A 25,834-nucleotide genomic window follows, 5' to 3' on the forward strand; every position below is an offset into this window, starting at 1 on the left:
CCTAATGACTACTTCATCCGCACAATTGACCAAGGCCGACGCCTCGATGGCGCGCTTCGAAAAACAAACCACCCGCTACGGCTCGCTGACCATGTCCGCTGGCCTGATCTTCTCCCTGCTCGGCCCGATCTATCTGGTCTTCTTCAGCGATCTGGACATCGCCCCGTCGATGATCTGGGTGGCTTTCCTCGCCGTCGCAGCGACCTTCGGGGTGCTGTGGATCGTCGAACCGGCCACCTACTTCCCGATCCTCGGCTCGGCCGCCATGTACCAGGCGTTCATGATCGGCAATATCTCCAATAAGCTGCTGCCCGCGGCGATCGTCGCCCAGGCGTCCATCGGCGCGAAGCCGGGCACCAAACGTGGAGACCTGGCCGCCGTGATGGCCATCTGCGGGGCAGCCACGGTCCACCTGACCAGCCTGCTGCTCTTCGTCGGACTGCTGGGTACCTGGCTGCTGTCAATGGTTCCGCCCGAGGTGACCGAGGTAGCCCGCCTCTACATCCTGCCTTCACTGATGGGTGCGGTGCTCGTGCAGTCCATCGTCGCGATGAAGTCGCTGCGCCCCACCTTGGTGGCGATCACCCTCGCGCTGCTGATGAACTTCGTGATCCTGCCGGCGGCTCCCGCGCTGGCGATGTTCGCCACCGCCCTGGTGGTCATCGCCTCCATCACCGTTTCCTGGCTGGTCCGGGACCGTACCCAGTTCTCGGCGACCACCGAAGACTAAGCACCACCAAGCAAAGGAAGACCATGATTGAGATCGCGCTGAACTCCGAGGAGACTCGTGCGCTGCACGAAAGCTACCGGCACCTGCACGCAAACCCCGAATTATCAATGCAAGAGCACGCCACCGCCGATTACATTCAGCGCCGGCTCACCGAGTTGGGCATCGAGAACTTCCGTTGCGGCGGCACCGGGGTGGTCGGAATCCAAGAAAACGGGCCCGGCCCGGTGATCGCTTTCCGCGCGGATTCGGACGGACTGCCGATCAAGGAGGACACCGGAGCGGACTACGCATCTCTCGCTACCGGGGTGCTGGCAGATGGCAGCGAGGTACCGGTGATGCACGGTTGCGGCCATGACACCCACGTGGCCTCCGCGCTGGCCGCGGCGCAGGTGATGGCCCGCAGCACCGGCAGCTGGTCCGGTACGGTGCTGTGGCTCTTCCAGCCAGGGGAGGAAACCGCGGCGGGCGCTCAGGCGATGCTCGCGGACGGATTGTGGGAGAAGGTTCCGCACCCGCAGGTGGTGCTCGGCCAGCATGTCTTCCCCTTCCAGACCGGGACCATCGCCATCACCGAGGGCAGCGCAATGGCGCTAGCCGATTCGCTGAAGGTGACCCTCTACGGCAAGCAGTCCCACGGCTCGCAACCGCAGGATTCCCTTGACCCGATCGTGCTCGGCGCGCATATCATCACCCGGCTGCAGAGCATCGTTTCGCGTGAATTGCATCCGCTGAGCCCGGCGGTGGTCACCTGCGGCACCTTCCATGCGGGAATGAAAGAAAATATCATTCCGGATCGCGCGGAGTTCACGCTGAACATCCGCACGCTCACCGAAGAGGTCCGCGAGCAGGTGCTCAGTGCGGTCACCCGCATCATCCAGGCCGAAGCCGTGGCAGGCAATGCGCCGGCGCCGTTGATCGAGCCGCTCTACAACTTCCCGCGGCTCTACAACGACCCGCAGCAAACCCAGTCCGTGGTCTCCGCCTTCGGCGCCGAGTTCGGTGCCGAAGCGGTGCGCTTCGTGCCCCCGGCGATGGGCTCGGAGGACTTCGGGGCGCTGGCCGATGCGCTGGGCGTACCGAATGTGTTCTGGATGTTCGGCGGCTTCGACACCACCGTGGCTCCCGCCCCGGTAAACCACTCCCCGCATTTCCTCCCCGATTACGTGCCAGCTCTGGACACCGGAGTGCGGGCGGCCTTGGCAGCCATTGGTTATTACGTCGGCTCGGCAAGCTGACATCGTCACATGACAGCGAAAGTCCTAACGTGTCGTTAAATTCACGTTAGGACTTTTGCGCGTCTAGGCTATTGCACAGCGCGAAAGCGCCCTAAAACTCAGTATTCACCGCAGCTTTACCTCCTCGTAGCTCTCGCCTTACTCGCACCGCCAAGCATGGATAGAGCAACCGCCCAACAGCGCGTCCAGCGTCGGACGCGTGAAGAATTACTAGATCCACCACTTCGAAGGAACGACATCCCATGGCAAATTTTCTTGAGGCGAGCGAAGGCTCCGCGCGACCGCAGATGCCTAAACCAAGCGATCTGGCCAATTTACGTAAACAGGTCGGCAAACCGCAGTCGCAGGAAAGCGTTTTGGACGAGATGACTGCCAATGTCGCAGTGGATGCCGCTTACAACGACGACGAGAGCATCGTGGAACCTCCACGCGTGGTGAATTTTGGCCGCACGCTGAAAAATATGAGCGAAGTGCGCCATTTCTTCCGCACCAATCAGACCCCGATCTACTTTGTGGGCGCCACCCCGGTCAATCTCTTGGGCCTTGACCGCTGGGTGCGCAAATTCAGCTACATTACCTACTACGACGGCTGGGACGGGCACCACCCGCGGGTCTTCACCCCGAGCGAGAAGCCGCAGACCGACTTCCAGAGCGCCGAAGAGATCAACAACTGGCTACTGGAAAACCCCGAGGTGCGCGAATACATCGATGCCCGCCGCACCCCCGGTGGCCAGCGCCCGAAGATCGCGATGGTGTTCTTCGATGAGGAAACCGAAGCGATCTGCGAGGAGCTCGGCTACGACCTGATCCTGCCTTCGGCGGAACTGCGCAACCACCTGGATTCGAAGATCGTCACTACCGAATTGGGCAACGCCGCCGGCGCCCACTCGGTCCCGAACGTTTTGGGCACCGCCGATTCCTACGCGCAGTTGCAGAAGCTCGCCCGCGAGGCGAAGCTCGGCGATGACCTGGTGGTGCAGACCCCTTACGGCGATTCGGGCAAGACCACGTTCTTCATCACCAATGAAGGCGAATGGAACCAGCATTCCAAGCACATCATCGGCGAACAGCTCAAGGTCATGAAGCGGATCAACAACCAGCCGGTTGCCGTGGAAGCGGTGCTCACCCGCTGCGGCACCGTCGTCGGCCCGATCCTCACCGAACTGGCCGGGTACAAGGAGCTGACTCCCTACAAGGGCGGCTGGTGCGGCAACGAGATGCACCCCGATGTGGTCACCGACGGGCAGCGCGCCCGTGCGATCGAACTGGTCCGCAAGGTCGGAGAGGGGCTTGAATCCACCGGATACCGCGGCTTCTTCGAGGTCGATGTGCTGGTCGATACGGACACCGACGAGGTGTACCTGGGCGAATTGAACCCACGCATCTCCGGGGCGAGCGCGATCACCAACGTCACCGCCGGCGCCTACGCGGATATTCCGCTGTTCCTCTTCCATCTGCTCGAATACCTCGACGTGGACTTCGAGCTGGACGTCGATGAGATCAACGCGCGCTGGGAGGAGCTGTCCGGGGCGGATGTGTGGAGCCACATGATCATCAAGGAAACCGATGACATCGTGCAGTACATCACCCATGCCCCGCGCACCGGGAAGTATTTCCTGGACTCCAAGGGCAAGCTGCAGTTCTCCCGCAGCGCGCTGGACTGGCACCAGTTGCAGAACCACAAAGAAGCGTTCTTCCTGCGCATCTACGGCGCCGAAGACTACCGCTGGAAGGGTGCTGACTTGGGCGTACTCGTGACGAAAGCCAAGCTGCAGTACGAGGGGAAGAAGAAGACGAAGCTGACCATCGACGCGAAGCACTTCATCTCTTCGATCCGTGCGCAGTACAAGGGCATCGACGTTCCGCCGATGGATAACCACTAACCCAGCTTCACTTTCCCGTTCAACCGCTGGTGGTAGGCTCCGAAACATAGAGCACAACAGCGTTCCCAAGAGAAGACGGACCACCAGATGACCAGCGGCCTAGCGGTTTCAGAGTTAACGATCGCCAACTGGCAGTATCCGGAAAACATCCAGATATCCTTCCAGAACATCGCCGAGTTCTTGCCAACCACCAAGGTCTCACGTGGCGATGACGCGATCGCGAAACTGCCGTTCACCGAAATGGAGATCGGCGAGCTTGAGGTAGCCAAGGTCTCCGCGGCCGACCCCTCGATGACCGTGCGCGGGGTCATCAACTCGACGAACACCGATGGCCTGCTGGTGATGCGCAACGGCCGGGTACTGGTGGAAAAGTACTACAACACCATGACCTCGCTGACCGACCATCTGCTGATGTCGATGAGCAAAACCGTTGTGGGCACCGTAGCTGGAGCACTGGTAAACGCCGAAAAGCTGGACGTGGACGCGCTGGTCACCGACTATGTGCCGTCTTTGGAACGCTCCGGCTACGCCGGGGCAACGGTCCGCCACCTGCTGGACATGCGTTCGGGCATCCAATTCTCCGAGGAGTACCTGGACCCCAAGGCCGAGGTGCGCATGCTTGAGGAAGCCATCGGCTGGACTCCGCCCAGCGGCGCCATCGGCCCGATCGGCATGTACGACTACCTGCTGACGCTAAAGGCCAAAACCGAGCATGGTGGTCCATTCGAGTACCGTTCCTGCGAGACCGACGTGCTTGGCTGGGTGCTGGAGGCGGCCGGCGGTGCGCGCATGGCGCAGCTGCTCTCCGAGTATGTGTGGGCCAAGATCGGCGCACAGCAGGACCTGGTGATGGGCACCGACCAATTCGGCACCGGCATGTACGACGGCGGCTTTAACGCGACCCTGCGCGACCTGGCCCGCCTCGGCCACCTCTACGTCAATGACGGGGTGGCGCTGACCGGGCAGAAGGTATTTGATCCGGATTGGATTCGCGATACCTTCACCGCCACCGAAGACCAGCTCAAAGCCTTCGCCGATTCACCGGGCGATAATATGATGCCCGGCGGGCATTACCGCAATCAGATCTGGTTCCCCTACCCCAAGTCGAATGTCGCCTTGGCTTTGGGCATCCACGGGCAGATGATCTACATGAACCCCGCAACGAAGATGGTCTGCGTGAAGCTGTCCAGCTGGCCGCTTCCGCAGGATGCCTCAAAGCTCTTCCCGACGATCCGCGCCTTCGATGCGATCGCGAATCATTTGGCCGAGCAGGACGGCGTCTAAGCGCCTAGCGCTGCGCACTAGCAATAAGAACCGCGCCCCGGCTTTGGCACCAAGTGCCGAAGCCGGGGCGCGGTTCATTTTTCCGCACCAACGGGCGGAATTAGAGCTCGCTGCGCCCCTGGAGGTAAGCGCGCAAAACCTGCAGCACCCCATGCTCGGTATTCGCCGGGGCGGTGAAGTTCGCCGCGGCGGCCACCACCGGGTGGGCGTTGGCCATGGCGAAGGAGTAGGTGGCGGCTTTGATCATTTCCAGATCGTTCGGGTAGTCGCCGAAAACGGCCGTTTCATCGGCGCTGACGCCGAGTTTTTCCTGCAGCGCATTGAGCGCTAGCCCCTTGTGCACGCCGTGGTTCATGGCATCGACCCAATGGCTTCCGGAGATGACCACCTGCAGCGGAACGTCCAGGGCCGCGGCCATGTTCTGCACCGCTCCGGTGCCCACGTTCACCGCCATCTTGATGATTTCATCCTGCACCTGAGTCAGGTCTTCGACGATTTCCACCGCGCGGTAGTACGGGGAGATCGCGGCGGCGAAGTCCGCGTCGCTGCGTTCCACATAGGCGGTTCGCCGGCCGCAGAGCACCAGTCCGGCGTTCAGCTGCCTTTGGGCGCGGACCGCGGCGATCACCGCGGTGACCTGTTCTCCGGCGATGATGTTCGAGTAGATCTCATTTTCCCCGTGCATCACCACTGTGCCGTTTTCGGCAATGATGGCGATTTCGCCCAGTTGCGCGAATTGTTCGCGCAGGGTGGCGAACTGCCGCCCAGAGGCCGGGACAAAACTGATTCCCTGCCCTTGGAGTTCGTCGATCACGGCCCAGGCCGCCTCGGGGATTTGGCCCTCACCATCCAAGAAGGTGCCGTCCATATCCACGGCGACAAGCTTAATCTGGGCGTTCGGGTCAATGGTATGCATAGGTTCCTAAGTGCCCGAGTGCATGGCGCGATGCGCGGCGCCCAGCACTCCTGCGGCGTTGTTGTATTCTGCTGGCACGAGTTTGGCGCGCAGCTTCAGTTGCGGCAAGAACTGCTCATGGTCTTCGGAGATTGCGCCGCCGATGACGATCAGGTCCGGGCTGCAGAGGAATTCGACATGAGACAGGTAGCGCTGCAGGCGCGCTATGTACTGCTCCCAGCTGAGGTTCTCCTCGCGCATCACCCGGGCGGCGGCTTTGCTCTCCGCGTTGAAGCCGTCGATCTCCAAATGTCCGAACTCCACATTCGGGAAAAGCACCCCGTCGCGGAAGAACGCCGATCCGATGCCGGTGCCCAGGGTCAGCAGCAGGGTGCTGCCCTTGATCGGCGCACCGTCCCGGGAGCCTGCGCCTGCATATACCTCGGCCATGCCCGCCGCGTCCGCGTCGTTGAGCAAGGATACTTCGCGGTTCAGCATTTGGCTCAGCATCGCAGTGGCGTCCAGCCCGATCCACGCCTCGTCGATATTCGCGGCAGAATGCACCACGCCGTCGATCACGATCCCCGGCACGGTGACTCCGGCGGGGATACCGTCCAGCTCTTCGCCAGTTAGCTGCTGCAGCTGGCCAATAATATCCACCATCACCTGCGCCACGGCGTCCGGGTGGGCCCCGGCAGGAGTTGCGGCCTGGCCGAGTGTGCTCTCCACGAGTTTGCCGGCGTTGTCGACCAAGGCGTACTTGATCGATGAGCCGCCCATATCAAGGCCGATGGCAGCGTACTGCGACGTAGTTGCCGATGCGTCAGGTGTTGCCATCAGGTACTCCCCTGCGAGTGGTTCATGCCGCGCGTTGCCCAGCGTCGAACAAACCAGAAACTATATTAAGGACTCTTTACAATAGCTAGCGGCGGCGCTCGCAGTCAACGCCTAAACGCCGTCCGCCCGGTAGCTCAACCAAAGCTGAGTCAAATATTCTGACCTCGCCCCATGCAGCGCCCCGCAAAGTGCCGCATCCTCGCCCAGCGAGCTGACCTCAAACACGGTTCTTCCCAGCTCCATCCTACGGGTCAGCGCACGTTGCAGGCCAAAGGTGAAGGACTCGTATGGCGCCAGCGGACCACAGAGCACAAAACGGTGCGGATCGAAAAATTCCAGCAGGTTTCCCAGCACCTCGGCTAGCAGCTCGATGAGCCCGGCCACCAGAGCATCGGCTGGCTCATCCCCGCGCAAGGACCGCAGCAGGCGGGCGCAATCCACCCGGGAGCTTCCCGCTTCGGTCAGCCCGGCGGCGTTCAGACGCTCCAGGAAGGTGTCTCCAGCCAGGCGTTGCCCGCTCAGCTCGCCGGCGGTCCCGCTGGCACCGCGATGCACCTTGCCGTCGATAACCATTGCAGTGCCAATGCCCGGACCCACATAGAGCAGCACGAAGGACTGGGCATTGCTGGACGCATCTACTGCGATCTGCGCCTGAGCCATCCAGTTCACGTCATTATCCAGGCTGGTCGGCGCTCCGGTCAGCTTCTGCACCACCGGCGCCAGAGAGGCTGATGACCCCGGGAATACCGGGGTAGGCAGCGCCTGGCTCCGTTCCCCTGCGCGCTGCACCGGAGAACTTTGCGACACCGCCGCGCCTAGGGTGGCGCCGGGGCTGGCGGCGCATAATTCTTGAACCATTCCGGCCGCAAATTCCTGCACCTGTGCGGCGGTGGCTTCGGCTGGCACAACATGGTGCGCATTGGCCAGCGTGCGCCCGGATAGATCGGTGGTTCGTCCCAGCAGCGTTCCGGCTTCAAGGCTCAGCCCGAGCAGATGGCCAAAGCTTTGGTTGATTCCGTAGCTTTCCGGCGCGCGTCCGCGGCGGACCGCGGCCTGCGGGTCGCGTTCGGCCGCAACGGAGGTGACCAGGCGGTTTTCTTGCAGGCGCGAGATCCCTTGGGAGGCGGTGGGCTTGGACAGGCCCAGGGAGTCGGAAATCTCGGTGCGCGTAGCCGGCTGGCGCAGGCACAGGTAATCGAAGATCTGCCGGTCGGTCAGCGTGGCCAAGGCACGCGGTCCGGAGGCTGGCGCGGGGTTGCTCACCGGGTTTCCACCAGCCGCGCCCCGAGGAGTTCGAATTGCTGGCCGCTCAACCCGTGGGCGAGCAGGTAGTCAAGGATGGATCCGTGCTGCGCGATCGCCAAATCCAGGGCGCGTTCCAGCCCCGCAACGCTGGTGCCCACCATCAGGTGGCGCAGCTCTTGGGTCATTTCGCCCCCGTGTTCTGCCAGCATCGTGCGCATGGAATCAAGCCAGGCACCGGAAAGCGCCACGGTGGAGGCGGCGTAGTCGGCGAGCACCGCCTCGCGTTCGGCTCCAACAGCGAGCAGCAGCAGCGCGATGGCCACCCCGGTGCGGTCTTTGCCCGCGGTGCAGTGCACCAGCGTGGCCTTCGGGGATTCTGCCACGGCACCTGCAATTTTTGCCCACACCTGGCCATGCTCCGCCACCAATGGCAGATACAGTTCCTCCAGCGAGGGCAAGGTTCCGGGCACGGCGAACGCGCCTTCGAGCAGCGGAAGCCTGGTGCTGGTGGTCCCGTCCAGCGTGGCAGGGAAACCAGGCAGCCGGCTGCATTCCACAGTGCTGCGCAGATCGAAGATCTGGGTGATTCCCTGGTTGCCGAGCCAGCCGCTCAGCGTCTCGTCGACCAAGTGCGGCACGGCGCTGCGGTACAGCACTCCGGCTCGGATTTTTCCCCCGGCGGCGGGAATCCCGCCGGCCTCACGCAGGTTCGGCAAGGCGGTCGGGTAATTCTTCACGGACATAATCGCTAAACTATCACGGCTAACGCAGTTGCCTGACGCGCTCAGTCGAAGGTGATCAGCTGGCGAATGGTGCTCCCCTCGGCAAGCTCGTCGAAGGCCAGATTGATTTCGCTCAGCGGGCGCTGGCCGGTGAGCAGCTCTTCGACCGGCAGTAACCCGTCGCGCCAAAGTTGTTCGTAGTAGGGAATGTCGCGGGCGGGAATGGCCGAGCCGAGGTAGGAACCGATGAGGGTGCGCGCCCCGCTGGTCAGTGCTAATGGTTCGATCGCGGCCAGCGCCCCGGGGGCCGGCAGCCCCACGGTGACCATGGTGCCGCCGATCGACGTGGCGCGTACCGCGCTTTCAAACGCCCGCGGGTGGCCGGCGGCCTCGATCACCACGTCGGCGGTGATTCCCTGTTCGGCGGCTTCCTCCGGGGTGAGCGCAACGCTGGCCCCGAGTTCTCGGGCGCGCTGGAGTTTATCCCGGTTCATATCCACCGCAATCAGCTTGGCCGGGCGCGCCCAGCTGGCGGTATGGGCTATGGCTACCAGCAGCGCCGCCATGCCTACCCCGCCGAGGCCGAGGACCATAATGGATTGCCCTTGAAGAGGTTTGCCCGCGTTGAGTACCGCCCCGCCCCCGGTGAGCACCGCACAGCCTAGGACCGCCGCCACTGCCGGCGGCACGTCCGCGCCCACCGGCACCACCGAACGGCGGTCCAGTACCCCATGGCTGGCGAAGGCCGAAACGCCCAAATGATGGTGCAAGGGCTGAGCATTGGCCGTGAGCCTGCGCGCACCGCTGAGCAGGGTGCCGGCGGCATTGCTCGCGCTGCCGGCGGCGCAGGGCAGCTTGCCTCCGGTGGCGCAGGCGGCGCAGTTCTCGCAGCGCGGCAAGAAGACCGAGACCACCCGCTGGCCCACCTGCAGGTCGGTGACACCCGCCCCGAGTGTTTCGATAATTCCGGCGCTCTCGTGTCCGAGCACCATCGGCAGCGGGCGTGGCCGATTTCCTTCAATCACCGACAGGTCAGAGTGGCATAATCCGGCCGCCTCGATGCGCACCAGCACCTCGCCGGGCCCCGGTTCGGCCAGCTGCACCTCGGTGACTTGCAGCGGCTGGCTCTGCGCATAGGGCCGCGCGGCTCCGGACTGCCGCAGGACCGCGGCGCGGATGCTGCGCACGGCCTTACCTCCCCACGCTGACCTGCGGGGTGTAGCCGCGAACGACCCCATCAGGCACCAGATTTTTCACGATCAGCGAGCAATCCTTGTCCCCCAGGCCCTCGTCGATAAGTTTGTCGAAGTGTTCGCGGGCGAGCGTGGCGGCCGGCAGGTCAATCCCGGCCATCGCCCCGGCATCCAGCGCCAGGCCCACGTCCTTGCGAGCCAGATCCACGCGGAAGGTCGCCTCGAAATTGTTGTTCGCCGCCGCCGTGCTAATCACTTCGGGCACCGGGTACCAGGTCTGCTGCGCCCAGGAGCGCCCCGAGGAGACCGAGGCGATCTCCCAGAACACCTTCGGATCAAGCCCCAGCCGCTCGGCCAGCTGGGAACCTTCGGCGCTGGCCATCAGGTCGATGAACAGCATCATGTTATTGCAGATTTTCGCCGCGATCCCGGAAGTCGGTCCCCCGGCGACAATGGTCTTAGCCGACATCGGCGCGATCAGCTGCATCGCCCGGTCCATCAGTTCGCTCTGGCCGCCGAGCATGAACGCGAGCGTTCCGGCCGCCGCCCCGGAAATCCCGCCGGAGACCGGTGCGTCGACGAAGTTCAGCCCGCGTTGCGCGCTGCCCTCGTGCAGCGCGCGGGAGGATTCGATGTCCACGGTGGAGGAATCAAGCAGCAGCATCTGCCCGGTCGCGTTCGCCCACACCCCGTCGGGCGCCTCATACACCGCGCGGACGTGTTCGCCCTTGGGCAGCATGGTGAATACCGCGTCGGCCCCGGACATCGCTTCGGCGATGCTGGGCACGATCTGCACTCCGCACTCCTCGGCCGCGGCGCAGACCTCGGCGTTCAGGTCAAAGCCTTTCACGCTGTGTCCGGCGCGGACCAAGTTGGCGCTCATCGGCCCGCCCATATTCCCTAGACCGATCCATGCGTAAACGCTCATTGCCAAACCTTCCGTCGCCTTGTTGACCTAACTATTTTCCAGCGTAGGTGCGCCGGGTCACAACCTCAACGCACAAGGAAAGGCCATTATTGCAACACTGCTGTGCGCTGATGCACACTGTAGTCATGGACCGCCAGATCAATTACCGCCATCTCGAATCCCTCATCGCCTTCTTGACGGTGGCCCGCTTGGGCCGCTACACCGCGGCCGCCAGCGTGCTCGGGGTAAACCATTCGACGATCTCCCGGCGCATCGCCGCATTGCAAAAGGCCATGGGCGGGCAGTTGCTCACCCGCACCCCGAACGGCTGGGAGCTGACCGATCTGGGCCGGCGCGCGATGATTTCCGCCGAGGCGATCGAACAGGCGGTGGCGGCAATCGGCACCGAAGAGGACACCGGGCAGCTCACCGGCCATGTTCGGGTGGCAGCACCCGACGCGTTCAGCGCCCACCTGGCCGCCCCGGCGTTGGCCAGACTCCACGAAGAGCATCCGCATCTGGTATTCGAGATCGTTTCGGAAACCACCCGGGCACGGCAGACACGCACCGGCATGGACCTGGAGATCGTTATCGGCGAACCGCATGTACGCCGCGCAGTTTCCTCAAAACTGTTGGACTATGAGCTGAGGCTTTACGGGACCGCCGAGTACCTGGAACGCCACGGCAATCCCACTGAGCTGAAGGACCTGCGCGATCACTACCTCAACTACTACATCGATACAGCATTAACCGTGGACAAGCTCGACGATGCGACGAGTCTATTGCCACCGATGCGTCGCTCGGTGTCATCCACTAGCATCGCCGTGCAATTCGCCGCGACAATGAACCATGCCGGACTCGGACTGCTGCCGGTATTCCTTTCCGAGCGGTACCCTAACCTGGTGCCGGTGCTGCACGATCAGTTCTCCTTCACCTCGGAGTACTGGCTGGTGGGCCGCGAGGAAGCGCTGCGCAACAAGGCGGTGCAGGCGACGGTGCGTGCGCTGAACGACGCCGCCGCGAACGGCGCCTGGTTCATCCCGCCCTTCCCTTCCTGATAGTGGGGCTATTTCCAGGAAGAGGCTAGCCTCGTATTTGATGCCCTTTGCTTGCATCTAGGCCGGCACTAGCCGCTGCCCATCGCTGCTCGTGCACGATGCCTGCGGACAGCCGCCCGATTCGCGCAGCGCACCGAGCAATACTGCTGCCGGCCATTGCGCGTCACGTCGGCCACCACCGCCGTGCAGGGATCCCCCGGAGTCGATCCCGCAGCACAGCGGTGCAAGCGGTGCATCCCACGGGTCGTGAGATGCAAGGCCGTTCCCACGCTGAAGACGGCCGAGAGCACATGCGGCAAGGCGCGAGCGTCCGCATCCCGGTAGTGCAAATGCCACCCTTCATCATCGTGGTCGGTAAGCCGCGGATACGCAGATGCGGCGGCCATGTGCTCATTGAGGATGCGCGCACGCTCTTGCGGGTCCGGCGCATCCACCACGGTCAGCCAGTCGTCAATGACACGGCGAACGGCATCATAGTCGCCAGCTTCCTCGGGGAAGGGAACCGTCATTCCGAACTCACGTGCGCGAGAGACGATTCCGGAACGGTTTTCCGGCCAGAACGAGGCGAGCGAGGCGGCTAGTAGCACCGCATATTCTCCGTAAGGGTTGAGATGCATAACACCATTACACCATGGTAGAAGAATGCAGATTAAACAGAACATCGAATCACAGCAAAAGACATCGTTCGCTAACGTTCACGAGCACAGCTGGATCACCGAGTCCAAGCACCCAACCTCGATCGGCTACGTCATCTATGTGCGTTGCAATGACTGCGGAACGCGGCGAGTGGACATTCAGAACCGATCAAACCTAGTACCCATGCCGGTGAGCGCCGTGATGCGCCCGCTACCGGATCGAGCAACAGGCAAAGCGATTAAGAGGAGAATCTGACGGCTTCTTGTCTCGGCAGATATCGGGGACGGCGTTGACTCAGCCCAAACCCTGACCATCTGGTGTTCACAAGCGCCTCCAGGCGGTGACTTCAAGGGGCCTTGGCCAAACACCCAGTTGTTCGAAACGGTCGTAAGAGCGAGTGAATAATTTTTTCATTCACTCTCATGCGGCTGCGCAAACGCTTAGCGATGGAACATGCCAGCACCCTGCCTACACAAAACATGGAGCCTCTTCACATCGCCCATGCCCACGAGCTAAGCGACTGACTGAAAATATTTTTCATTCAACCACCGAACCCCGGACACCGCACACACCAGTAACCGGCACCAGCAACCAGAAAACAGAAAACAGCAAATAAACGTTCTATAGATGATCTGATCCAGCAGCAGTGAACGAAAAAATCATTCACCCAACAACGCAACTAGCCAGCAATCCGATCCGGCGGATCCACCCAACCCAACACCCGACGCACCCGATCAGTCAGCTCAACCTCCAACACCGGAGCCCGATCATGAACATGATCAAAGCCCTGCACCACCTGAACACTGCCCGGCAACTCCACACACACCAACCCATGCGGCGTCCGCCAACCCACCGACCCATCCGGACGATACACCGACTGCCACCCCAACGCATGCTTAAACATCTGATGCCGCTTACACAACAACTTCGTATTATTCCGGTCCGTATGCCCGCCCTTGGCCCAATCATCCACATGATCAACCTCCGAAGACTCCGCCGTACGCCGACACCCCGGAAAACAGCAACACACCTCCCGCACCCGCAACAAATCCCGCAACGCCCGCGAAGGTCGATACCTCTTCCGCCCCACATCCATCGCAGCCCCCGACCACGGATCAGTCAACACCCGCACCATCGACGGAGCATCCTTAGCCAACACCAACGCCGCACCCACCGGAATCGGACCATACCCCTCCAATTCCGCCAAACCCCGCCGCGGATCCACCAACGCCTCCACCGCCGGAATAGTCAACGCCACCCGCGCCTTCAACGGCGTCCCACCCCCAGCAGGCCACCCATCGAGCAAAGCATCACGGAAAATATCCGCCTCCCGCTGCGCCTGCGTACGCGAATCCTCCGGATCCACCTCATGCCGCGCAAAATACCTCACCGTATTGACCATCGAAATAATATCCGCCGCCGGCGCCCGCAACTTCAACGCCGCCATCCCATCCGCCTCATTCCAATGCGTCAACGCCCGAGACTCCTTCGCCGCCTCATGACGATCCTCCGCCGACACCGGATTCAACCGATCATGCATCCGCCGCGCCCGCTGCCCCACCGACGCATCCGAAGCAGTCCTCGCCATCGGCAACAACACCCGCTCCATCCGCTCAATATCAGCAGCCCCCAAATCCTGAGCCTGCTTCACAATCTCCTTCGCCGCCTTCGACGTGATCTCCCCGGCCGCCAACGCATCCAACGTATCCGTGCACAAATGACGCAACCCATCGGCAATGAACAACTTCGCCCGGACCTTCTCCTCGGACTCCCGCAACGCGACCGCGGCCTCGGCAATGAAATTCGAACGGATAATCTGCTCCGAGGCAGGATCCACCCCATAATAATTCGCGCTGATCCGCTCACGGCGCTGCTGCTCGGTCTCCGTATTCGGATCCGCACAACCGTTCTCCGCAACAACCTGCGCAACCAGCTCCACCGAGTCCGAAAGAGTCACCGCTTCCGCCGCATCAAGCATGCGCCGCAGCGTCGCAAGCCTCTGCAGCCGCACCAGCCCCGAACCCGGATCATGCAACGGCGCCAGGGAATAGAGCTCGGTGGCCAGCGCGGCAATCTGGCTAAAGTACTTCTCATGTTCAACCACGGAGGATAACAACCCATCAGGGTGGGAAGCATCCCGGCGCCCTGGAGGGTTCAGCGGAAGACGATGAATCCCATCGTCGCTCTGAAATATGTCTTGTAGTCCCATGTTCAATTCTCCCGCGAGCAACCGACAGTTTAGCTATGGGAGTAGGCAACCCAGCACAAAGAATTCGGTGACGAACCACCCACTGTTTCCGGACATGCGATGGTACGCAGCGATGATTTCGAGAACAATGTCCGGGCGCGGCAACGGCCGGCCCCTGGATCGGAGCCGGCCGTTGTCAGACCTCTACTTTTTGATCTTTTCCTTGTCGTTGAGCAACCCGGTATCGATGCGGTCCTGCTCGTCGATCGCGGCCAGGCTAATTCCCTTCGTCTCCTTCATGAAGTAGACGGCCACCATGGTGACAAGCGCGGCGAAGACGATGTAACCGGCCACAGGCACCCAGGACCCGTAGACCTTCAGCAGGAAGGTAGCGATAATCGGCGCCATCGACCCGGCGACGATCGAGGTGACCTGGTAGCCCAGTGAGACCCCGGAGTAGCGCATTCGGGTGGGGAACATTTCGGCCATGATCGCCGGTTGTCCGGCATACATCAGCGCGTGCACGGCCAGGCCGCCGGTGATGGTCAACAGGATCACGAAGTCGTTTGCGGTATTGAACAGCGGGAAGGCAACCACTCCCCAAACGGCCATCAAGATCACGCCGCTGGCATAGACCGGGCGCCGGCCGCGGGTGTCGGTCATCCGGCCCACCAATGGCACGACGATCGCATGGAAGATGTGCGCCAGCAGCATCAGCCCGAGAATCGTGGAGGTATCCATCTTCAACTGGGTGGCCATGTAGGTGATGGAGAAGGTCACGACCATGTAGTACATGATGTTTTCGCCGAAACGCAGGCCCATGGCGGTGAACACCCCACGCGGGTAGCGGCGGAAGACCTCTTTGACGCCGTAGCCGGCGGCGGCGTTCTGTTCCAGCTCTGCCTTGGCCTCCTGGAAGATCGGTGCGTCCGAGACGCGGGTTCGGATGTAGTAGCCGACCACCACGATCACTACCGAAAGCCAGAAGCCCACACGCCAGCCCCAGGCAAGGAATGCTTCCTCACTGAGCGTGGCGGAGAGTAGCAGCAGCACGACGGTAGCCAGCAGGTTGCCAATCGGCACCGCCGCCTGCGGCCACGAGGACCAGAAACCGCGCTCTTTATTCGGCGCGTGTTCTGCAACCAGCAATACCGCACCGCCCCACTCGCCTCCGACGGCGAAGCCCTGCAGGAAGCGCAGCACGATCAGCAGGATCGGTGCCGCATAGCCAATCGCGTCGAAGGTCGGCAGGCAACCCATGAGGAAGGTAGTCGCACCGACGAGCACGATCGCGATCTGCAAGAGGTGCTTGCGTCCGTACTTGTCGCCAAAGTGGCCGAAGACGATGCCGCCGATCGGGCGTGCGATGAAACCGACCGCGTAGGTCAGAAACGCCTTGATGATGTTATCCAGCTCGTTGCCGGCGTCTGGGAAGAAGATTTTATTGAAGACCAGAGTCGCGGCGGTGGCGTAGAGGAAAAATTCGTACCATTCCACGACGGTGCCGGCCATGGAGGCAGAGACGACGCGGCGAAGCCCCTTGCGTTCGGCCTTGGTTGAGGTTTCGGATACCAATGGTTTTCCTTCCAGCCAAGAGGTTCGGATTCGAACCCCACCTGTGATGATCAATCACGAGTATGTCCTAGATCACACTTGGAAAGTAGGTTTTGCGGCGCCGAAACGGGCCCTTCTTTCGCACATCGAGCGTGCAGCAATGCACAATGGATTTCAGGTTACGCGTGCGATGTGCGGTTCACGACAGGATAAGGCCAGCGCACGGACTCAGGCATGATGGAACAGGAGAGCAGATGAGCGATAGGCCCACCGTCATCGGGGTCGAGGTCGACCCGCAGACGCGTTGCGCCCACTACCATCAGGACATCGACGTCATCGCCATCAAGCACTTCTGCTGCGGGCAGTACTATCCGTGCCACCTGTGCCACGCGGAAGTCGCCGGCCACCAAGTGAAGCTCTGGCCCGCAGAGCGCTTCGGAGAACCGGCAGTGCTCTGCGGAGTCTGCGGAGAGCAGCTGAGCGTCACCGACTATTTGGGCACGAGCAATTGTCCTGCCTGCGCGGCGCTATTCAACCCCGGGTGCAAGCTGCACCTGGAGCTGTATTTCGAGGTTTAGAGCAGCCCCGAATCCGGGACGTCCAAACCGAGCAAGGCATTTTCAACGACCTCCATCAGCGCCGGATGGATCCAGTACTGTCCGGTAGCCGCGGTGTGCGCATCGATGCCCAGATTCATCGCCATGATCACCGGCTGGATGAGGTTCGAAGCTTCCGGCCCCATGGCGTGCGCGCCAACCAGTTTGCCCGTGCGCTTATCCGCCAGCACCTTGAATAGACCGGTGCGGTCCTCCATCGCCCAGCCATAGGCGGTGTCCCCGAACTTCTGCGTCTTCACGGTGAGGTGCTCCGCGCCGAGCTCTGCGCGCGCTTCTTCCTCGGTGAGTCCGATGGTGGCAAGCTCCGGGTGGGTGAACACCGCCGCCGGGACAGCGCGATCGGAATTCTTGCGCAGCGCCCCCGGATTCTCCAGGTTGTGGGCGACGAGCCGCGCCTCGTAGTTCGCCACATGCTTCAGCTGCGTTTCGGAACTGATGTCCCCCAACGCATAGGTGCCAATAACGCTCTGTCCGCCGCGCAGCACCCGCTGGTATTCGTCCACCTTCAGCCGGCCGTCCTCGTGCAGATCCAGGCCGGACTCCCGCGCCCCGATCAGATCCGTATTCGGGATGCGTCCGATGGCCACGAGCACCGCGTCGGCACGCAAGGTTTCCACCTCGAGCTCGACGTCCAGCCCGGAGTCGGCCGGGCGCAGCGCCTGTGCTTCGGTGTGATACCGCACCTGCCAGTGGGCATTCGCTTCTGCGTTGTAGGCGTCACGGATCTCGGTATCCAGGTGGCGCATCAGCGCACCGGAACGAACCAGCTGGGTGACCTCGCTGCCCAGTGCGGAGAACATTGCGGCGAACTCGCAAGCGATGTAGCCGCCACCGATGACCACTAGCCGTTCGGGAAGTCTCTCCAGGCGCATGATGGTGTCCGAAGTGTGCACCCCCTCCAGGTCGATGCCTTCCAGCTCTGGCATGATGGGGCGGGATCCGGCGGCGATGACCAGCTGCTCGGCGGTGATCTCGGTGCCGTCTTCGGCCCGCAGGGTTTTGCCTTCGCGCAGCGTGACGAACTGGGAGATGAGCTCTACGTTCTCAAGCCGCTTCCGGTAGTCTTCGCCACCTGCAGAGATCGGGTCGATGCGGCCGAAAATCCGGTCGCGGATGGCCAGCCAGTCGACCTTCTCCACGGCCATCTGCACGCCAAGCCGGGCAGCTTCCTCGGTCCCGCGGGCCAAATGGGCGGGGCGCACGAACATCTTCGTCGGGATGCAGCCGACGTTCAGGCAGGTGCCGCCGAAAGTTGAGCCTTCGGCGATGGCTACCTGCTTGTCATCCCAATATCCGGTGATCAGCGAATTGCCGGAACCGGAGCCAATGATTGCAAGATCTACGTTACGCCGAGTCATGGCTTCATCGTAGGCCAGCGGCCCAGCCGGAGAAACATTTTCACCGCCGAGCGAAGTTTCATGACTTGGCCGACTGCTCCTCAAAGAAGCCGGGAACCTGCGGGACAACGAGCACCGGGCGTGATTGGCGATGGGTCAGCGCGACGGCGATCGAACCATCCATCAGCTCTTCCATCCTGCTGCGCAGCCCCGGACGCCGAGTGCCGATGGCGATCATTTGCGCGTCAAGCTCTTCGGCCACCCGCATCAGGGCTTTGGCCGGATCTCCGGCGACCGTGCGTGCCGCCCAGCTGACCTTTTTCCCGGAAAAGGCCCGGGAAAGCTGTTCGGCGAGCGCCGGAGAGAAGTCTTGCGGTAGCTGTTCGTCTCCGTCGAAAGTGGTGTCTTCGACTATTTCTCCGGTGGGCAGGCGTTCGGTAACGAATCGGCCCGAGTCCGCGTAGAGGCACATGATCTTCGCGCCAGTGGTCTCGGCCAGCTCGATGACGGCTTCGAGGACCGCCGGTGCCTGTCCCGGTTCAATGCCAACCAACAAAATACGCTCAGTCATCATGACTCCCACGGGTCGTGCCGAGTGCGGATTTTCATCCGCCGCAACGAGATTGCGTCGCTATGGACAGTATGACAGCGTCCGTGTGAGTTGTCCGCAAGTTTCGCGATCCGCAGTCAGCAAGCTGTCCGGTCAGGATGGTTTTCCGCAAGGGCACGCGATTGCGGGCCCCGAGCGTTTTCGGGACCCGCAGTGCTCGCCGTCCAAGTTAGCGTTGCTGGTGCAACTAACGCGAATACCTATTCTGGCGTTCCTGGTTGTGCGCCAGCTTTTTCAGGTTGATATGGCGTTTGACTGCCGGGTAGTAGCCCTCCTGGTAGCCGGTGCTCGTCGGATGCAGGTTAAATGGATCGGCGAGGTTCGCCAGATTAAAGCTGATCCAGGAATCCGCGGCACCCAGTCCGTGGTTCTTAAATGCGCCGGTGACCGAAACGAAAGACACGTCCGAACCCTTGGTGGCCTTCTTGATATTCCGGTTCAGCGTATCCCCCAGCTTGTTCAGCTCCCGGGCGTTGCGGGCCGTGATCAGCGGTTGGTCGCCATTAGAAGTGGTGAATAACTGCGGATACCCCACAACCAGGATCTTTGCGCGAGTTGCCGCATCGATGTGCTGCAACGTGGCGCTGACCTCGGAGCGCAGGGCAGGCATGGAGGCGTAGCCAAGCTTGAGCATCTGCTGGCAGCTCGCGGCGGTGCCCTGGGTGCTGCAGGCCGCGACCGTTTGCCCCCACTGGAGATTATTTCCGCCCAAACTGAGAGTGACCAGATCTGCTTGCGCCAGTTGCGGGGCTATCGCGGCAGCAGTAGCCGTAATCTGCGCTGTGTTCAGACCTGCACAGGCGGCATCTGCGGTTAGTTGCACGCCGCGTAGCGCGTCGATCATGGTGACGTGAGTTGCCCCTGTGGTTTGCAGGCAATCCGGGAAAGGCCCGGGTTTAATGTTTCCCGAGCCGAAGCCCGCCGAGTAGGAGTCGCCGAGGTTGACGTAGTTGATGGTCTCCGAATCGCCGGATCGCGAAGTTGGCACCAGCGCCGAGGCCGGTGCCATGCCGGCCAGCATCAGCGCCACTCCCGCCAAGGCAGCGGTGGTGAGAGCCAAAAATCTGGATTTCTTCTTGCCATTCATTGGAATGTCCCCTGTTTCCATCCTGCGCGCTATGCGTGGAACACAGCGCAAAAAACCCGTTAGGACGGGTCGCCATGGAGGTTCGTGCCCTCAAGGGCAGGAATCCGCGGCCTTCATCCCCAAGATAAGAAGCCGCCACCGGGCCGAGCTCAGGACCGGATTGCGCGCACTACGTGTGCCATATCCTACGCCGAAGGTGCTCACCGGTGAAGGCCTTCGGCGAGGGACATGGAACGCGCGAGATACGGCCAGCGCTAAAGTGTCGGTTCGCTGTTCTAGCGTGGTCAGCAGGTTCAAGAGTCGCAGCGTCAAGTACCTGGCTAGTTGCGCGGCAACCCTCCTCAGCGAGCGGGGTGCCCCAGAGGAAGAACCGGTCCGCGGTGAGCATCCGCAGACAAGTCGATGAAAGGGAAGCAAATATGTCTCACACCGAACAGCTTGACGCCTATGGCCTGCCAATAACCGAACTAGCAGCCAAGGGCTCGCGGCTTGCCTGGGAGCGGCGGTGGACCGGGGTGCTCTTGGACCATCCCTACAACCCACCCGGGACCTACGCCGGAAATTTCGCGCAGTTCATGGGCCATAATTTGGCCAGCCGCGGGTTGCTTCATGGCACCGGGACGCTGCGCGTGGATATTTGGCGCGACTACGCCGCACGGTGGGAAAAGGCCGGGGTGAGCCCGGAATTGTTCGCGTTGATTCTTGCCTTGCTTCCGTCGGCCATCGAGGATGCGCTGCGGCGGGCGGCGGATCTCGAGGCTGAATACCGGATTCACGACAGGCTGCGATGCTTGAATGCGGACGGCGGCCAGTGGGGCATGAATGGGCAAAATCTTATTCCCGAGCAGTGGGCGGATTTCCCCTACCTGTTCCAGAAGCTCGGTCCGAAGTGGGCATTGAGCCGTTTTATCACCACGCAGTGCGGCCCAGCGGCGCACTAGAATCCCCTGGCGGGGAACCATCATGCGTGCTCGGCTTCGTCAGCCGGGCACGCATGATGGCCGTTGGCTTAGCGCAGCACGACGGTGCGGTTGCCCCAGAGGAACACGCGTCCTTCGCAGTGCCAGCGCACGGCGTTGGACAGCGCCTTCGCCTCGGTGTCGCGTCCGGCGACCACCAGGTCCTCGGCGGTATAGGTGTGGTCCACTTCCTGGACCTGCTGGGCGATGATCGGACCCTCGTCCAGCTCGGCGTTCACGTAGTGCGCGGTGGCGCCGACGGTTTTGACCCCGCGGTCCCACGCCTGGTGATACGGCTTGGCGCCCTTGAAGGAGGGCAGGAAGGAGTGGTGGATGTTGATCGTGCGTCCCGAGAGCTTATTGGAGAGCTCGTCGGAGAAGATCTGCATATAGCGGGCAAGCACCACCAATTCGGTGCCAGTAGCATCGATGACCTGCATCAGCTTTGCTTCGGCGGCCGGCTTGGTGTCCTTGGTGACCGGGATGTGGTGGAAGGGAACCTGATGCCATTCCACCAGCGAACGGTGATCCGGGTGGTTGGAGACCACGCCGACCACTTCGATGGGCAAGGCCCCGGTATGCGCGCGGTGCAGCAGGTCGTTGAGGCAGTGCTCAAATTTGGAGACCATGATCAGCACCTTGGTGCGGGTGCCGCGTTCGCGCAGCTGCCAGTCCATCTGCCTTTCGGCGGCGATAGGAGCGAATTCCTCGCGCATCTTCTCCAGCAGCCCGGGCACGGCTTCGCCGGCGAAGTCCACGCGCATGAACAAGCGTTCGGCGGACATGTCGTCGTACTGCTTCAGTTCGACGATGGTGCGCGCATGCTTCACCAAAAAGCCGGTGACATCGTGTGCGATGCCCATGCCCTCGGGGCATTGCAGGGTCAGCACATGTCGGATTTGTTCGCCCATTGCGGGAATCCTTCCGTGGTTCAACATTGAATCCGGGTCGTGGCGTGCTGGCGGGCCGGTCCGAAAATGGACCGGCCCGCCAGAAGCCTTCTAGCACTCGGCCGAGGCCGGGCATTCATGATCGTTCTGTGGCTAGATTACCGGTTCGGATGCGAACTCGGCCATTGCGTCGACCAGCCAGTGCACCACGTGTTCGGTGAACGAGGCACGCGGCATCAGGTACCAGCTGTTTTGCCCGGTGCGCCAGAGCAGAATCGGCACGTTCGCGAGCGTGGTGGTGATCGCCTGGTTGACCGCGAAGCTGCGCGGATGCAGATCGGCCGGGCAGCTCTTGCGCAGCACCAACGATGCCGCTTCCCCGGTCAGCTCCAATACCGTGCGATTCGCCGAGAGGTCGGTGACTTGGCCTGATTCCTCGCCCAGGGCTTCGAGCAGCTCGGTGGTGAATTCTTCGCCGGCGGCGTTGAAGACCGCAAATTCATCCGGCGCCAGCCACAATACCGCGGTGCTTTCCACGTTCCCGGCGACTTCGCCTACCGAGGAGGGCAGTCCCACGCCAGTGGCTGCGGCGAGGCTCCGGTGCGCTGAGCTACCGGGAACCGCACGCAGCGAGACCTGGGTGGCGAAAGAAATCTCGCGTAATGATACGCCGCGTTCCCCGGCGACGGTGGCCGCGGCCATCGTCTTCTCCAGGTGCGCCGCCGGCGAGCGGCGCAGCTCGGTGGTTGGTTCGATAACACTGTGCTTAGCCATCTCGGCGGCTGCCTTCCGGGTCGTAGAGTACGGTTTCGGAGACCACGACGTCGACCAGTTGGCCGCCGTACGGGGTTTTGAGCACTTCGCCAATGCGATTGCGCCCATTCTTGATCAGTGCCAGGCCAAAGGTGCGACCCAATGCCGGGGAATTGTACGAGCTGGTGACCCAGCCTTCCATGGGGGTGATCCCGTTTTCTGCCAGGGCCTGAGCCGACACCAGGGCCGCGCCTTCTGGCAGGCGCAGGGACTTGTCCACCGGCAGCACGGAGACCAGCTGCTTGCGGTCCTCGCGCTGGTTGTCCTGGCGGCTGTAGGAGCGGTTGCCGATGAAGTCCTTGACCTTGGAGACCACCCATTCCATGCCGGCATCCTGCGGGGTCACCGTTCCGTCGGTGTCCTGCCCGACGATGATGAAGCCCTTCTCAGCGCGCAGCACGTGCATGGTTTCGGTGCCATACGGGGTGATGTTGTATTCCTGGCCGGCAGCGTACACCGCTTCCCAGGTACGCAGCCCGTACCAGCTTGGCACGGCGATTTCGAAGGCCAGCTCGCCGGAGAAGGAGATTCGGCTGATCCGGGCGGCAATACCGTTGGCCAGCGTGGTGTCCTCGAAGGCCATGAATTTGAAGGCCTCGTTGGACACGTCCAGGTTCGGGGCCAGCTTGGCGATCACCGCGCGGGAATTCGGGCCGACCACCGCGACGGTGGCCAGCTGCTCGGTCACCGAAGTGAACACCACATCCAGCTCAGGCCATTCGGTCTGCGCCCATTCTTCCATCCAGTCCAGCACATCCGCGGCGCCACCGGTGGTGGTGTGCATCAGGAAACGATCCTGCCCCAGGCGCAGGGTCACCCCGTCGTCGAAGATCATGCCGTCGGCCTTGCACATGACGCCGTAGCGGCCCATCCCGACCTTCAGCTTGGAGTAGCCGTTGGTGTAGATGCGGTTCAGGAACTCCGCCGCGTCCTTGCCGCGGATTTCGATTTTGCCCAGTGTGCTGGCGTCGAGCATGCCCACCGATTCGCGCACCGCAGCGCATTCGCGGTAGACCGCCGCGTCCATGGTTTCACCTGGTTGCGGGTAGTACCACGGGCGCTTCCACTGGCCGACGTCTTCGAATTCGGCTCCCTGGGCAAGGTGCCAGGAGTGCATCGCGGTGATGCGCGCCGGATCCAGCAGTTGACCGCGGTTACGCCCCGCCAGTGCCACGAAGGACACCGGCGTATAGGGGGCGCGGAAGGTGGTGGTGCCGATTTCTGCGGGGTTTTCAATGCCCAGCACTGCGGCGATCACTCCGATCGCTGCCACCCCGGAGGTCTTGCCCTGGTCGTTGGCGGTGGAGATCGAGGTGTAGCGCTTGATGTGCTCCACCGAACGCATGCCTGCCCCTGTGGAGCGCAACACCTCGGCGACGGTCTGGTCGCGTTGCAGGTCCACGAAGTGGAACTTGTAATGCTCCGCGTCTTCACCAAAGCGCGAGGCGATCAGCCACACCGGGCGGGTTTCGCCCAACGTCACCTCGATGGCTTCGGGCACCCGGGCGATGGTTTCAAAGCCCGCGGCAGTGGCCGCCGCGGCACCTGCCGCGGCACCTGTGGACAGTGCCCCGGCGGTGTCGAAGCGTCCGGTCAGCGACCCGGCCAGGTGCTGGTTGGCCACGGCGGCATCGGGCAGGAATGCATGCACGGTACTGTCCCACACCAGCTTGCCCTGGCGCTGGGAGTGCAGGTGCACCACCGGGTTGAAGCCGCCGGAGACGGCTAAGGTGTCCACCTCGAAGCGGGTGGCTTCGCCGATGTTGTTCGCCGCGTCCAAGCTGGCAACCCAGGCGGCGGACAGCTCGCCGTTGCTGCCCGCCTCGGTGTCCACGACCACCGATCCGGTGATCACCCGAACCCCGGCGCCGACGGCCTCGGCGGCGGCGGCCGAAACGTTCTCGCGCGCGTCGATGACTGCCACCACCGAACCGCTGGCGGCCAGCTCGGCGACCAGCGGGTAGACCGAGTCGTTGGTGGTGGCCACCATGATCTGCCGGCCAACGCGCACAGCGTAGCGGTTCAGGTAAGAGCGGACCGCGCCGGCGAGCATGATGCCGGGGCGATCGTTGTTCTCGAAGACCAGCGGGCGTTCGTGGGCACCGGTGGCCAGCACGATCTGCCCGGCGCGGATATGCCAGATGCGTTCGCGCGACACACCGTCAGCCGGGGCCGCATCCAGGTGCGCGGTGCGGCGCTGCACGGCGATCACGTAGTTCGCATCGTAGCTGCCAAGCACCGTGGTGTGCTGCAGGTGCGTGGTTTCTTCAGCCACCGACAGCTCTGCGGTGGTTTGCGCGACCCATTCCCGTGCGTCGATGCCGTCGATCTGTTCCGCTGCGCAGTCCAGCAGGCGTCCGCCGGCTTCGGAGCGCTCGTCGAGCAGCAGCACGCGGGCTCCGCTGCGCGTGGCTTCACGGGCCGCGGCCAGGCCCGCCGGGCCGGAACCGACAATCAGCACGTCGGTGTGCACATGCACGTGGTCGTAGTAGGCCTCGTCTTTGGCCGGATCCATCGCGCCCAGACCAGAGAGGGTGCGCGCGCTGAGGCCATTGACCGCGGTGACCACGGGAGCTGCCAGCATTGATTCGCCGACGTCCTTGGTGTGGCGGGCGTTGACGTGGACCAGCGCGTTGGGCTCCTCGACCCCGGCGGCGAAGATGCCGCGCGGACGATTCAGGTACAGCGAGTCCCCTACCCTGCGGATGCCGGAGGCGAGCATGGCGCTGGCCAGGCTGTCACCGCGCAGGGCCGCCAGCGGCTGGTCGTTTAAGGTGACGTCGAGGTTCTGCTCGAAGTCCACCCTGGCGCAGGCTGCGTGCGCAGCGTTCAAACGGTATGAACCGGTGTTGCTCATCGGGTGCCTTCCGCAATGTTCTCTTGTACCGGGCGTGCTTCGCCGACCCGGTAGATGGCCTTGAATTCGTAGGTGACGGTGTCGCGCAGGGCGTTGAACCACTTGCGGCAGCCGGTTGCGTGGACCCAGCGTTCGGCGTTGATGCCCTTGGGGTTCTTGCGGTAGAACAGGTACTGTGCCCACTGCCTATCGCTGAGCGAATGTGGATCTGCCGGGTAGGCGACGTGGGCCTGTCCCCCGAATTTGAATTCTGTTTCGTTGCGTGGCCCGCAGTTCGGGCAGTCAATCAGCATCATG

The 25,834-nt window shown here is 62.7% G+C and carries 23 protein-coding genes and 1 riboswitch; of the genes, 7 read left to right on the forward strand and 16 right to left on the reverse strand.

The window, feature by feature from the left end; all coding sequences use genetic code 11:
• Positions 1-4: 4 nt before the first annotated feature.
• The 4 genes from LG294_RS14365 to LG294_RS14380 all read left to right on the forward strand — a co-directional run bounded on the left by LG294_RS14365 (position 5) and on the right by LG294_RS14380 (position 5,132).
• Positions 5-730, forward strand: coding sequence for a hypothetical protein (locus LG294_RS14365; RefSeq protein ID WP_404286846.1), 726 nt, complete (start codon positions 5-7; stop codon positions 728-730).
• A gap of 23 nt (positions 731-753) precedes the next feature.
• Positions 754-1,965, forward strand: a complete 1,212-nt coding sequence (locus tag LG294_RS14370; RefSeq protein ID WP_404286848.1) for an amidohydrolase — start codon at positions 754-756, stop codon at positions 1,963-1,965.
• 242 nt (positions 1,966-2,207) lie between these two features.
• Positions 2,208-3,848, forward strand: coding sequence for a biotin carboxylase (locus LG294_RS14375; RefSeq protein ID WP_404286850.1), 1,641 nt, complete (start codon positions 2,208-2,210; stop codon positions 3,846-3,848).
• An 87-nt stretch (positions 3,849-3,935) separates the two neighbouring features.
• Positions 3,936-5,132 carry a serine hydrolase domain-containing protein gene (locus LG294_RS14380; RefSeq protein WP_404286852.1) on the forward strand — a complete coding sequence of 399 codons (1,197 nt, stop codon included), beginning with the start codon at positions 3,936-3,938 and terminating at the stop codon, positions 5,130-5,132.
• A gap of 100 nt (positions 5,133-5,232) precedes the next feature.
• Here LG294_RS14380 and LG294_RS14385 read toward each other — a convergent pair whose 3' ends face one another.
• The 6 genes from LG294_RS14385 to mmsB form a co-directional block, all read right to left on the reverse strand.
• Positions 5,233-6,048 (reverse strand): HAD family hydrolase, encoded by an 816-nt coding sequence (locus tag LG294_RS14385; protein WP_404286854.1) that lies wholly within the window; start codon positions 6,046-6,048, stop codon positions 5,233-5,235.
• Positions 6,049-6,054: 6 nt separating this feature from the next.
• The gene (ppgK, locus tag LG294_RS14390; protein WP_404286856.1) at positions 6,055-6,864 is read right to left on the reverse strand and encodes a polyphosphate--glucose phosphotransferase; all 810 of its coding nucleotides are present in this window, start codon (positions 6,862-6,864) and stop codon (positions 6,055-6,057) included.
• 111 nt (positions 6,865-6,975) lie between these two features.
• Positions 6,976-8,127: an ROK family transcriptional regulator gene (locus tag LG294_RS14395; protein WP_404286858.1), complete on the reverse strand. Its 1,152-nt coding sequence runs from the start codon at positions 8,125-8,127 to the stop codon at positions 6,976-6,978.
• Entirely contained in the window at positions 8,124-8,852 is a 729-nt protein-coding gene (locus LG294_RS14400) for a tyrosine-protein phosphatase (protein ID WP_404286860.1), read from the reverse strand. Before LG294_RS14400 ends, LG294_RS14395 begins: the two co-directional genes overlap by 4 nt.
• Positions 8,853-8,893: 41 nt before the next feature.
• Positions 8,894-10,069 (reverse strand): alcohol dehydrogenase catalytic domain-containing protein, encoded by a 1,176-nt coding sequence (locus tag LG294_RS14405; RefSeq protein ID WP_404286862.1) that lies wholly within the window; start codon positions 10,067-10,069, stop codon positions 8,894-8,896.
• Positions 10,023-10,952, reverse strand: a complete 930-nt coding sequence (mmsB, locus tag LG294_RS14410) for a 3-hydroxyisobutyrate dehydrogenase (protein WP_404286864.1) — start codon at positions 10,950-10,952, stop codon at positions 10,023-10,025. Before mmsB ends, LG294_RS14405 begins: the two co-directional genes overlap by 47 nt.
• Positions 10,953-11,077: 125 nt before the next feature.
• On the opposite strand from mmsB, the gene LG294_RS14415 reads away from it, so the two are divergent.
• Positions 11,078-11,989, forward strand: a complete 912-nt coding sequence (locus tag LG294_RS14415) for a LysR family transcriptional regulator (RefSeq protein ID WP_404286866.1) — start codon at positions 11,078-11,080, stop codon at positions 11,987-11,989.
• A gap of 68 nt (positions 11,990-12,057) precedes the next feature.
• On the opposite strand, the gene LG294_RS14420 is transcribed toward LG294_RS14415, so the two are convergent.
• The 3 genes from LG294_RS14420 to LG294_RS14430 all read right to left on the reverse strand — a co-directional run bounded on the left by LG294_RS14420 (position 12,058) and on the right by LG294_RS14430 (position 16,388).
• Positions 12,058-12,606 carry a CGNR zinc finger domain-containing protein gene (locus tag LG294_RS14420; RefSeq protein ID WP_404286868.1) on the reverse strand — a complete coding sequence of 183 codons (549 nt, stop codon included), beginning with the start codon at positions 12,604-12,606 and terminating at the stop codon, positions 12,058-12,060.
• A 698-nt stretch (positions 12,607-13,304) separates the two neighbouring features.
• Positions 13,305-14,834 (reverse strand): DUF222 domain-containing protein, encoded by a 1,530-nt coding sequence (locus LG294_RS14425; protein WP_404286870.1) that lies wholly within the window; start codon positions 14,832-14,834, stop codon positions 13,305-13,307.
• Positions 14,835-15,017: 183 nt separating this feature from the next.
• Positions 15,018-16,388, reverse strand: coding sequence for an MFS transporter (locus LG294_RS14430; RefSeq protein WP_404286872.1), 1,371 nt, complete (start codon positions 16,386-16,388; stop codon positions 15,018-15,020).
• A 233-nt stretch (positions 16,389-16,621) separates the two neighbouring features.
• Here LG294_RS14430 and LG294_RS14435 point away from each other — a divergent pair, with 233 nt between their 5' ends.
• Positions 16,622-16,945 carry a CHY zinc finger protein gene (locus LG294_RS14435; RefSeq protein WP_404286874.1) on the forward strand — a complete coding sequence of 108 codons (324 nt, stop codon included), beginning with the start codon at positions 16,622-16,624 and terminating at the stop codon, positions 16,943-16,945.
• Here LG294_RS14435 and LG294_RS14440 read toward each other — a convergent pair.
• From LG294_RS14440 to LG294_RS14450, 3 genes are all read right to left on the reverse strand, one after another.
• The gene (locus LG294_RS14440) at positions 16,942-18,342 is read right to left on the reverse strand and encodes a mycothione reductase (protein ID WP_404286876.1); all 1,401 of its coding nucleotides are present in this window, start codon (positions 18,340-18,342) and stop codon (positions 16,942-16,944) included. The two genes, LG294_RS14435 and LG294_RS14440, sit on opposite strands and share 4 nt — an antisense overlap.
• 58 nt (positions 18,343-18,400) lie before the next feature.
• Complete coding sequence (locus LG294_RS14445) at positions 18,401-18,892, reverse strand: universal stress protein (RefSeq protein ID WP_404286878.1); 492 nt, start codon at positions 18,890-18,892, stop codon at positions 18,401-18,403.
• A gap of 226 nt (positions 18,893-19,118) precedes the next feature.
• Positions 19,119-20,018 (reverse strand): SGNH/GDSL hydrolase family protein, encoded by a 900-nt coding sequence (locus tag LG294_RS14450; protein WP_404286880.1) that lies wholly within the window; start codon positions 20,016-20,018, stop codon positions 19,119-19,121.
• Between the two features lie 291 nt (positions 20,019-20,309).
• Positions 20,310-20,425: riboswitch (SAM riboswitch) on the forward strand.
• Between the two features lie 12 nt (positions 20,426-20,437).
• On the opposite strand from LG294_RS14450, the gene LG294_RS14455 reads away from it, so the two are divergent.
• A complete protein-coding gene (locus tag LG294_RS14455; RefSeq protein ID WP_404286882.1) occupies positions 20,438-20,959 on the forward strand; it encodes a hypothetical protein in 522 nt (173 codons plus the stop codon).
• A gap of 68 nt (positions 20,960-21,027) precedes the next feature.
• Here LG294_RS14455 and purU read toward each other — a convergent pair whose 3' ends face one another.
• From purU to LG294_RS14475, 4 genes are all read right to left on the reverse strand, one after another.
• On the reverse strand, positions 21,028-21,888 hold the full coding sequence (gene purU / locus LG294_RS14460) for a formyltetrahydrofolate deformylase (protein ID WP_404286884.1): 861 nt from the start codon (positions 21,886-21,888) through the stop codon (positions 21,028-21,030).
• Between the two features lie 132 nt (positions 21,889-22,020).
• Positions 22,021-22,641 carry a sarcosine oxidase subunit gamma family protein gene (gene soxG, locus LG294_RS14465; protein WP_404286886.1) on the reverse strand — a complete coding sequence of 207 codons (621 nt, stop codon included), beginning with the start codon at positions 22,639-22,641 and terminating at the stop codon, positions 22,021-22,023.
• The gene (locus LG294_RS14470) at positions 22,634-25,537 is read right to left on the reverse strand and encodes a sarcosine oxidase subunit alpha family protein (RefSeq protein WP_404286888.1); all 2,904 of its coding nucleotides are present in this window, start codon (positions 25,535-25,537) and stop codon (positions 22,634-22,636) included. Before LG294_RS14470 ends, soxG begins: the two co-directional genes overlap by 8 nt.
• Positions 25,534-25,833, reverse strand: a complete 300-nt coding sequence (locus LG294_RS14475; protein WP_404286890.1) for a sarcosine oxidase subunit delta — start codon at positions 25,831-25,833, stop codon at positions 25,534-25,536. Before LG294_RS14475 ends, LG294_RS14470 begins: the two co-directional genes overlap by 4 nt.
• Position 25,834: the final 1 nt, after the last annotated feature.

This window comes from Glutamicibacter arilaitensis, assembly GCF_044793945.1.
In the GTDB taxonomy this organism is placed as follows: domain Bacteria; phylum Actinomycetota; class Actinomycetes; order Actinomycetales; family Micrococcaceae; genus Glutamicibacter; species Glutamicibacter arilaitensis_B.